At 48.0% G+C, this 9,231-nt stretch carries 2 protein-coding genes and 1 pseudogene; all 3 read left to right on the top strand.

The genetic code is table 11. The features are described 5' to 3' along the window. Positions 1–6 precede the first annotated feature (6 nt). Positions 7–8,037 carry a non-ribosomal peptide synthetase gene (locus tag PXY01_RS21660; protein WP_281277899.1) on the top strand — a complete coding sequence of 2,677 codons (8,031 nt, stop codon included), beginning with the start codon at positions 7–9 and terminating at the stop codon, positions 8,035–8,037. After that, positions 8,006–8,755 (top strand): annotated as a pseudogene (locus PXY01_RS23425) (condensation domain-containing protein); the annotation flags it as partial. The gene PXY01_RS21660 and the pseudogene PXY01_RS23425, both read left to right, overlap by 32 nt. Positions 8,756–8,761: 6 nt before the next feature. Further along, positions 8,762–9,231: AMP-binding protein (locus PXY01_RS22980; protein WP_246028056.1), on the top strand; the 470-nt coding region annotated here is incomplete at its 3' end.

The raw sequence follows: 9,231 nt of genomic DNA, 5'->3' as shown, positions 1-9,231 counted from the left end.
CTGTCGATGGATAAGCTGGATCGTATACCGCCAAAGTGTCAGAAGCTATATCCGCTTTCTCCCATGCAGGAAGGAATGTTATTTCATTCCTTGCTTGAAAAATCGGACGCCTATTTCGAACAGAAAGTGCTGTATGTGCAAGGCGTAATCGATACGGACTGTTTCGAAGAAGCCTACAAATGGATTGTGGATCGTTACGAGGTGCTGCGTACGGTATTTATTTACGATGGGATTGAAAAGCCGCTCCAAGCAGTACTGTCAGAACAGGATATCGAGTTGACGTTGAAGGATTTGTCTGCTCTACCGAGGGAACAGCAGGAGAAGCTTATTGAGAACATGCTGTTGGAAGATCGCAACAGAGGGTTTGACTTGAGTACGGACATCTTGATGCGCTTTATGCTTATCCGGACAAGCCCGCGATCCTACGTCATCGTCTGGAGTAACCACCATATCATTATGGACGGTTGGTGCCAAAATATCATCATGCGGGAATTTATCCAATTCTATAGCAGCTTGAGAAATGGCACCCCTCTGCAATTGGGAGAGGTTTACCCATATAGCGATTATATTGATTGGCTGGTATGCAAGGACAAGGGAGAAGCACTGGCATACTGGAAGTCGTATTTGATGGACTATACAGTTAATCCGGAATTGCCTGGCCGACGCACGGGGCAGCAGCCATATATACACCGTGAGGAAACGCTGCAGATAGAGGGAGAACTGACCCGCAGGTTGGAGGAGATCGCAAGACAAAATCAAGTAACGCTTAACACGATGATGCAAACGTTGTGGGGAATTGTACTAGCTAAGTACAACCACATCGAGGATGTCGTATTTGGAGCAGTCGTGGCGGGTAGACCTGCAAATTTGACCGGTGTAGAGCACATGATTGGCCTTTTTATAAATACGATACCTGTACGAATCCGGCTTAAATCTGATGAGCGTCTGGAAGATGTGCTAAAGAGGGTGCAGCTGGAGGCATTGCAATCCCAAGAGCATGATTACGTATCGTTGTCGGAGGTACAGAACGTAAGCAGCTTAAAGCAAGAGCTCGTTAAGCAAATTATGGTGTTCGAGAATTACCCGGTTGAAACGCAGCTGAGACAGATGACTGAAGGCGGAGAAATTGGCTTTGAAGTCGAGCGCATTCAAAACTTCGAACAAACGAATTACGATCTGAATTTGATTGTCATACCGGGAGAATCGCTCTGGATCAGATTCTCTTATAATCAAGCCGTATACAGCGACACTACAATCGAACAAGTAAAGCAGCATTTACATGAGCTGATACGATATGTGGTGCAGACACCGGAAGCGCTGATTGAGGAATTAGAGATTATAACTGCAGAAGAGAAGCGCCAAATCTTGGACGCGTTCAATGCAACGGTATCACCGTATCCGAGGGAGAAGACGATTCATCGGCTGTTTGAGGAGCAGGTGGAGCGGACGCCGGAGGCGGAGGCGGTTGTATTTGAATCTCAGCGAATGACTTATGGAGAACTAAACGCAAAGGCAAACCAACTCGCGAACGCATTACGAGCGCGTGGTGTAGGAGCAGACCGTATCGTAGGGATCATGGCCGAGCGCTCAGTCGAGATGATCGTGGGAGTTCTGGCGATCCTGAAGGCGGGGGGAGCTTACATGCCTATTGATCCGGCGTATCCGGAGGAACGAATCGCGTATTTGTTAGCCGATAGCGGTACCGATATCTTGCTGACTTTCGGATGTGAGAGTGTGCCAGGTAGCTATACTGGCTCGGTGCTCGATCTTGCAGATTCCTGTATATATGATGCGAATTCTTCGAACCTTCGGTCGTCGTCGACATCTTCCCATGCGCTTTATGTCATCTACACATCAGGCACTACGGGAACTCCGAAAGGGGTTGTTATGGAGCATCGAAGCATCGTTAATTTGTTGGAATCACAAAAGAGACAAACGACGCTTGGTTTTGCTCGCACGCTGCAGTTCGCTGCGTTCAGCTTTGACGTTTGCGCGCAGGAGCTGTTTTCTGTCTTGCTGTCTGGCGGCACGCTATTTGTCCCGGATGAAGCCACGAGACGAGATCCATATCGATTGGTCAAATACGTTCACACCCATAAGATCGGTACGGTCTTTTTACCGACCGCTTATTTGAAGCACGTCATCTCCGACCGTGCTCTATACCGGGATTTGCTAGAATCGATTGACCATCTCATAGTCGCTGGTGAACAGCTCATTATGGATGACCATTTTATTCAGGCAGCCCGTCATTCGAATGTGCTCGTCCACAACCATTACGGACCAACGGAAAGTCATGTCGTAACGACCTATACGATGGGTGCTGATAATGATTATTCGTTAATGCCGCCAATCGGATCGCCAATAAGCAATACAACTTTATACATTGTGGACCGCTGTAACCGGTTGCAGCCTACTGGAGTTGTAGGAGAGCTGTGTATTGCGGGAGACAGCTTGGCGCGTGGTTATTTGAACCGACCGGAGCTAACAGCAGAGAGGTTCGTGGACAATCCGTTCGTTCCCGGTGGACGTATGTATCGTACGGGAGACCTTTGCCGTTGGCTGCCGAACGGCAACATTGAATATATGGGTCGGATAGATGCGCAGGTCAAAATTCGCGGCTATCGGATTGAGCCGGGCGAGATTGAAAGCGTCTTGCTGCAGCTAAAGCAGATAAGGGAAGCTGCGGTTGTCGCGGTCGAGGATGATAACGGGGACAAAGCTCTCTGCGCATATATCGTCTGTGATGGGGAACCGACGATTTCGGAACTGCAGACGCACTTAGGCAAGCTATTGCCATCGTATATGATTCCAGCATTTTTCGTTCAGCTGGAGCGGATGCCGCTGACAGTGAACGGGAAGCTGGATAGGGACGCGCTGCCGAAGCCTGAGGAGGAAGCTCTTCGTGGTTCGGCATACATCGAACCGCATACAGAGATGGAGGCGAAACTTGCGGCGATCTGGCAAGAGGTGCTCGGCATCGAACGAGTGGGCGTCACGGACGATTTCTTTGCCCTTGGAGGCCATTCCTTGAAGGCGATGACCATTATTGCTCGTATTCATCGAGAGCTACAAGTTGAGATATCATTGAAAAGTTTGCTAGAGGCGTTGACGATTCGGAATGTGGCTAATAGCCTTGCATCGATTAAACAAAGTAACTATTTAGTTATTGAACCTGCTCCCTATCAAGAGACTTATCGGTTGTCGTCGGCCCAAAGAAGGTTGTTTATTTTGCAGCAGACTAAGGATATGGGAACGAGCTACAATATGCCGATGGCGTTCTGGATCGAAGCGGAACTGGATATCGACCGGTTTAGTAAAGCCGTGAATCAATTAATTCAACGGCACGAATCTTTACGGACCTCATTTGAATGGAGAAACGGAGAGCCAGTACAACGGATTTGGCCCATTGCTGCTAATCCGGTTGAATTTGTGGAGGGCGATGAAAGCTTAGCTCGTGAAATGGTGACGAGGGTGCAGAAGTTTGATCTTGGATGTGCCCCATTGATGCGAATAACGGTTATGAAGGTGGACAAGCAGAAGTACGTCCTGTTTCTGGATATGCATCACATTATTTCAGACGGAGTCTCTTTAACTATTCTAAGTGAAGACTTGCTGAGTCTGTATCATGGAATCGAGCTACCGAAGCTGCAAATACAATATAAGGATTACGCAGAATGGGAGCAGGCATGGGTTAAGACGGAAGAATTCCGCAAGCAGCAGGAGTACTGGCGCGCTGTGTTGGGACAAGGCATGCCTCGGCTAGCGATGCCGCTTGATATGAAACGTACGAAGGAGCGATCATTCCAAGGAAGAACGCTCAATCTGCTGGTGAATGAAGCGGAAACGAAAGGACTTTGGGATTGGTCTCGTCGGCATAACGTGACGATGAATTCTCTATTAATTGCGCTATATGCGGTCTTACTGCATAAATACACGGAGCAGGAAACCGTAGTTATTGGCTCAACCGTAGCTGGCAGAAATCAGGCGGAAGTGGAGCGGATAATCGGAGCATTTATTAATTTCCTGCCGCTTCGTATTCGGGTAGACGCGAGCCATACGCTAGAGTCGTTCGTGTTGGAAACCGCCAGAGAGCTGATGGAGGCCTATGCGAATTGCAACTATCCGTTTGATGAAATGATCAATGATGCGGGTAAGAATGATCCGGCTCGGAATCCATTGTATGACACCATGTTAATTTTCCATAGTGAATTAATTGAAGAAACGAAGGCACCAACAGACGAGCTCAAATTCACACCATATCCAGTTACAAATGACATATCCCAGTTGGATTTTAAGCTGGATATTGTAGCTGGGGCGCAGGGAGAATTACAGTTAGCGTTACAGTACAACATTGAATTGTTCCAAGAATCAAGTATGGCAGGCTTACTGGATCGCTTTCATGAGATGTTAAGACTGATGGTATTGGCTCCGGCAACAAACATTCGTGATCTCGTGATATTCTCTGCCGACGAGCAGGCAGAGCTGGCGGCCAAGCGTCAGGCAAACGGTAAAGAAGATGAAGAGGCGCTGACCGTTGTCGTAAGCGGGACTTTTACCGTCGAACCTCTGGAACCGTCTATCGTCTATTGGATGAATCAATTTGGCCTACCCGTGAACATTCGGTTTGCGGGCTATAATCAGGTGTTCCAGCAGCTGCTTGATCCCAATAGTCTAATGTCGCGTAATGAGGACGTCAATCTGCTGTTGGTTAGATTCGAGGATTGGTTGCGAGATGGGGATTGGTCTGAGGATCAGCAGCTGGCTCATTTAGATACGACATATGAGCAGTTAATTATAGCCTTGCAGAATAAAGAGAAGTCGAGTATTTATTTCGCAAGTGTTCTCCCATTGTCAGAATTGTCGGTCTTTAGTCAAGCGGTGAAAAGCCGAATATTAGAATTGAGGACACGTTGGAAGAGCGATTTGGCAGCGATGGGACATGTACAGCTCGTGGACTTTGAAGAGACGGCAGAACTGTTCGGCATAGAGGAAATTCATGATGGAGTAAGGGATCGACTAGGGCATGTTCCATATACCGAGGCATATTATGCAGCCTTGGGAACGGTAATTACACGACGCTTAATCGCTTGGAGGAAGTCAAACTTCAAGGTTATCGTGCTGGATTGCGACAACACATTGTGGAAAGGTGTCTGTGGAGAAGAAGGGACAAACGTCCGGTTAGATGAACCATACATCTGGTTACAACGATTTATGCTGGAGAAGCAACGGGAAGGGCTGCTGCTTGTACTGGCGAGTAAGAACAACGAAGATGACGTCTGGACAGTATTTCGTGAACATCCGGAAATGATACTGAAGCAAGAGGATTTGACCGCCTGGAAAATCAATTGGAAATCAAAGTCGCAGAATGTTCGTGCAATGGCAGAAGCCTTAAATGTAGGACTGGATAGCTTCATCTTCATAGACGATAGTCCTGTTGAATGTCGTGAGATGATGCTGGAATGTCCAGAGGTGCTGACACTTCAATTGCCAGTGGATAGCGAAGATATTCCAACATTTTTGAAGCATGTATGGGCGTTTGACGTAGTACGTGTTACGGAAGAGGATAGGCGTCGCAGCGAGATGTACAAGCAAGAAGGACAACGTGAGCAATTTAAGCGCGAGAAGTTGTCTATGGAGTCTTTTCTTTCTGGGCTGGAGCTTGAAATGAGTATGAGAGCTTTAGGCGAACAAGAGCTCGCCCGTGCGGTGCAGTTGACGCATCGGACGAATCAGTTCAACATGAATGCCAAACGCTGGATGGAGAACGACCTCCGGAAATTACTGGCTCAACCGAATTACGAATGTAGGATAGTCGAAGTGAGAGATCGTTTCGGGACATATGGGCAAGTAGGACTTGTCATCATGGAGTGGGAAGCGAAGCGGGTGCGTATGGACACCTTCCTCTTAAGCTGCCGAGTGCTGGGACGGGGGATCGAGACAGCGGTGCTGGCAGGATTGAAACGCTGGTGTAAGGAACGTGGGGTATCAATCGTGGAAGCGACGTATCGCCAAACTGAGAAGAATATGCCATTCCGTGAATTTATGGAACGGAGCTGCTGGGAGAAAATCAAGGAAGATGACGGTCAGGAGCTGTATCGTTTGCCGTTCGAGCGCTTGCCGGACGAGGTAAATTATATCACATATGTTGATAACGCTCCGTTGGAGCAACGGATGGCAGCAGAGCGGACTGGACACGATGGTTCTGTCTATACCATGGATCATATCGGCGCAGAAGCTTCAGACATGCACTTAAAGGCCGAGGCTAATACTAACGTAGGCAATTGGCGATCGTTAACATGGGAGATGGAACTGGTTAATCCCGATCAACTGCTTCATAAGCCGTATTATGAACCATTAACTTGTACTGCCTTTGACCATTTACTGAAAATATTGGACTGTCAAGCTGCTATGCCAGCTGTTCAGGAAGACTATGAAGGACCTCGCAACAGGTTTGAGGATAACCTTATCCATATTTGGGAGGAGGTTCTAGGCGTCCAAAGGATAGGGATACACGATCAGTTCTTTGCGCTTGGCGGACATTCACTGAGGGCAATGACGATGATTGCACGGGTTCACCAGCAAATGCAGATAGCTATCGAATTAAGCGATCTCTTTCAATATCCAACTGTGGCGCAGTTATCCGAATATATCCAAAGTCAGCAAGAAGCAGTTGACTATGTTTCAATATCGCAAGTGGAACGACGGGACTATTACCCGGTATCCTCAGAGCAGAAGCGGCTTTATTTATTGGATCAGATGGGCAACCAGGGAACGGCCTACAACATGCCAGGAGTGTTCCTTCTGGAAGGTAAGGTGGAGCCAGAGCGGCTCGAATCGACTTTGCGCAGCTTGGTGCAGCGTCATGAAATATTGCGAACGTCCTTCCACTGGGTGGATGGAGCGCCTGTACAGAAGATTAGCGAGGAAGTCAACTGGAGTTTGCAACGGGTTGATGGCCGCGGTATGGAGCTGGATGAGGCAGCGAAGACGTTCATTCGACCGTTTGATCTGTCTGTGGGAAGCCTCATGCGGGCTGCATTAGTGCAGCTGGAAGAGAACAGATATGCGCTACTGTTCGACATGCATCATATCATTTCCGACGGAGTGTCGATGAGCATTCTCGTTCGGGAATTTGGCGAGCTGTATCAGGGCAACAAGCTGCCGGAGCTTACAATCCAGTACAAGGACTATGCCTGCTGGCAGCAGGAGCAGGCTCAGACGATCCGGCGCATGGAGCAAGAGGCGTACTGGACGAAACAGTTCGAGGATGTTCCGATTCTGGAACTGCCTGTAGATTATGCCCGCAAGCCGGTGCAGAGTTACGCAGGAAGCCGTATTGCAGTGCTAGGTGATACGGTGCTTCTGGAACGGTTGAATGCTCTTGCGCGTGAGACCGAAACGACGCTGTTCATGGTACTGCTGGCAGCCTACAAAATCATGCTGTCTAAATATAGCGGTCAAGAAGACCTTGTAGTTGGAACGCCAATAGCGGGACGGACGCATGCAGAGCTGCAAGGGATGCTGGGTCTGTTCGTTAATACGCTGGCACTGAGGAGCCGCCCAGAAGGTACACTAACGTTCCGAGCTTATCTGGAGCAGGTAAAGGAGCAGGCGCTGGCCGGTTTCGCGAATCAGGAGTATCCGTTCGAAGAACTAGTGGAGAAAGTAGTCAAGTATCGGGATTTAAGCCGACACCCGCTGTTTGATACGATGTTCGTGCTGCATAATCAGGAACAGCAGAAAATTGACCTAGGATCTGAGTCTTTACAGCTTATCGCCTATCAAACGGAAAGCCGCTTGGCGAAGTTTGATATGACCTGGACGTTAGCAGAAAGCGAAAGCGGGCTGCATATCGTGGTCGAATATTGCACTGACTTGTATAAGCGCGAAACGATTGAGCGGATGAGCAAATCTTATCTCGAAATTCTCCGGGTAGTAATTGATGACAGAGATATTGTCATTAAAGAGATTATGATGGAACAAGTACGCAAATCATCAGTTGTCCGTGAAATTGATTTCGGGTTTAGTTTTGAATAATAAGGAGGCCTTCAATTTGCGCGACCCCTACTACGTGAATTATTTATTATCTAGCGGTCTGCTGGATAAAGAGAAGGGCTACTGGTTAAACAAGTTAGGCAATGAGACATTGCTGTCTAGCTTTCCATACTCTAATTCCAATCAAGAGTGCGGGGATACAAGAGGAAGCTTGGAGATTGTTTTTCCCGATCACATTAGAGACAACTTGCTATCGATATGCAACCGCTCGGAGCTTGGTTTGTTTGCGTTACTGTGTTCTTCCATTTGTTATTTATTGCATCGGTTTAACTCAACTGATCAAGTTGTGATAGGAATCCCGGTTATTCAAGAACATGATGAGCAGTTGTTGTCTGATTTCCTACTGCTTAAAACTATGTTAGACCGTAATTTCACGTACAGAGAATGGTTAATGCATGTAAGTCGTAGTATTCAGGAAGCGGAAGCTAATAAGAACCTTCCTGTCCACAAGGTTATGGAATTAGCGAACATTGTAAAACCGAATGAACAAGGCTTATACATTCCTACACTTGTATTACTTGATTCTTTGCATGACCAGAATGCTTCCACACTTGTACATTCTGATCTGATGTTATTATTCTCAACAAGAAATGAAAAGCTTTATTGCACCATGACGTTCAACACATCATTCTACGATACGTCATATCTCTCAACTCTGATAGGTCGTATGATACGTTTTCTAGAACAGGTGCTTTTGGATACGAATATGATGCTTTGTGAAACAGATTTGTTTTACGAGGGTGAAAAGTCGCAACTATTGGAAGTGTTCAATACGACGGAAGCATCGTATTCGCAAGAGACGACGATCTATCAGCTGTTCGAGGAGCAGGTGGAGCGGACGCCGGATCACATTGCGGTAATTAGCGGAACGGAGCAGGTGACGTACCGCGAGCTGAATGCTCGGGCGAACCGGCTCGCGCGTAAGCTTCGGAAGCTGGGTGTGACAGCAGACAACCGCGTCGGTCTCTTGGCGGAACGGTCCGTGGAGATGATCGCAGGTATCCTCGGCATTCTGAAAGCAGGCGGCGCATACGTGCCGATTGACCCGTCATATCCACAGGAGCGGATCACGTACATGCTGGACGACAGTGGAAGCCAGTGGCTGGTTGGAAACGGGCATCTGCTGGAGAAGACGGCCTTTGCCGGACAGAAGCTAGAGCTAAGGGAAGCGACAGT

It is taken from the genome of Paenibacillus xylaniclasticus, assembly GCF_004001065.1.
GTDB classification, from domain to species: domain Bacteria; phylum Bacillota; class Bacilli; order Paenibacillales; family Paenibacillaceae; genus Paenibacillus_T; species Paenibacillus_T xylaniclasticus.
The sequence above is the reverse complement of the archived record's forward strand: the minus strand, read 5'-3'. Positions and strand labels throughout refer to the sequence as shown.

Coding starts and splice junctions, on each gene's coding strand:
- PXY01_RS21660 (WP_281277899.1), top strand. CDS start 7: ATGGATAAGCTGGATCGTATACCGCCAAAGTGTCAGAAGCTATATCCG.